We start from the raw sequence: 1,528 nt of genomic DNA, 5'->3' as shown, positions 1-1,528 counted from the left end.
CTTTTGCTCTGGTTTTTGATTTACGAAACACCAGATCAAAAGATCGCAGCCTTCGGCAGCTCCTACAGGTTATGCATGCGCAGCAATGACCGCATGTCATGCCCCAACCGATGCGTTAAACTCCCGCCCATTGCTGTCTGGAGCTTCTTATGCGCGAAGAGTTGAACCAAGGCCTGATCGACTTCCTCAAGGCCTCCCCTACCCCGTTCCACGCCACCGCCAGCCTTGTTCAACGTCTGGAGGCCGCCGGTTTTGTGCGCCTCGACGAGCGCGAGCCATGGACTACTGAGCCCAACGGCCGCTACTACGTTACTCGTAACGACTCCTCGATCGTCGCGATCAAAATGGGCCGTCACTCGCCGCTGCACGGTGGCATCCGCCTCGTCGGTGCACACACCGACAGCCCGTGCCTGCGGGTCAAGCCACAACCGGAGCTGCAACGTCAGGGCTTCTGGCAATTGGGCGTCGAAGTCTACGGCGGCGCGTTGCTGGCGCCGTGGTTCGACCGCGATCTGTCGCTGGCCGGCCGCGTGACCTTCCGCCGTGACGGCAAGGTCGAGAGTCAGTTGATCGACTTCAAGGCACCGATCGCGATCATTCCCAACCTGGCCATTCACCTCAACCGTGAAGCCAATCAAGGCTGGGCGATCAATGCCCAAACCGAACTGCCGCCGATCCTCGCGCAATTTGCCGGTGACGAACGCGTCGACTTCCGCGCCGTACTCACCGATCAACTGGCCCGCGAACACGGCCTCAACGCCGATGTGGTGCTCGATTACGAGCTGAGCTTCTACGACACGCAAAGCGCTGCGGTGATTGGCCTGAACGGCGACTTCATTGCCGGCGCGCGCCTCGACAATCTGCTGTCGTGCTACGCCGGCCTGCAAGCCTTGCTCACAGCCGAGACCGACGAAACCTGCGTGTTGGTCGCCAACGACCACGAAGAAGTCGGCTCCTGCTCAGCCTGCGGTGCCGATGGCCCGATGCTCGAACAGACCCTGCGTCGCCTGCTGCCGGAAGGTGACGAGTTCGTCCGCACCATCCAGAAATCGCTGCTGGTCTCGGCCGACAACGCCCACGGCGTACACCCCAATTACGCCGAAAAGCACGACGCCAACCACGGCCCGAAACTCAACGCCGGCCCGGTGATCAAGGTCAACAGCAACCAGCGCTACGCCACCAACAGCGAAACCGCCGGGTTCTTCCGTCACCTGTGCATGGCCGAAGAAGTGCCGGTGCAGAGCTTCGTGGTGCGCAGCGACATGGGCTGCGGCTCGACCATCGGCCCGATCACCGCCAGCCATCTGGGCGTGCGCACCGTCGATATCGGCCTGCCGACCTTCGCCATGCACTCGATCCGTGAACTGTGCGGCAGCCATGACCTGGCACATCTGGTCAAAGTGCTGAGCGCCTTCTACGCCTGCCGCGAATTGCCGTAACAATTCGGCACGACACGCCCCCTGTAGGAGCTGCCGCAGGCTGCGATCTTTTGATCTTGTGTTTTATAAATCAAAAACAGGATCAAAAG

The 1,528-nt window shown here is 61.1% G+C and carries 1 protein-coding gene; it reads left to right on the top strand.

What is annotated here, in order from left to right; genetic code table 11:
- Positions 1 to 149 precede the first annotated feature (149 nt).
- The gene (locus IAI51_RS27710) at positions 150 to 1,439 is read left to right on the top strand and encodes a M18 family aminopeptidase (protein ID WP_187681369.1); all 1,290 of its coding nucleotides are present in this window, start codon (positions 150 to 152) and stop codon (positions 1,437 to 1,439) included.
- Positions 1,440 to 1,528 lie beyond the last annotated feature (89 nt).

Source organism: Pseudomonas sp. N40(2020) (assembly GCF_014472415.1).
In the GTDB taxonomy this organism is placed as follows: Bacteria; Pseudomonadota; Gammaproteobacteria; order Pseudomonadales; family Pseudomonadaceae; genus Aquipseudomonas.
This window is presented reverse-complemented; position numbering and strand designations above follow the sequence as displayed.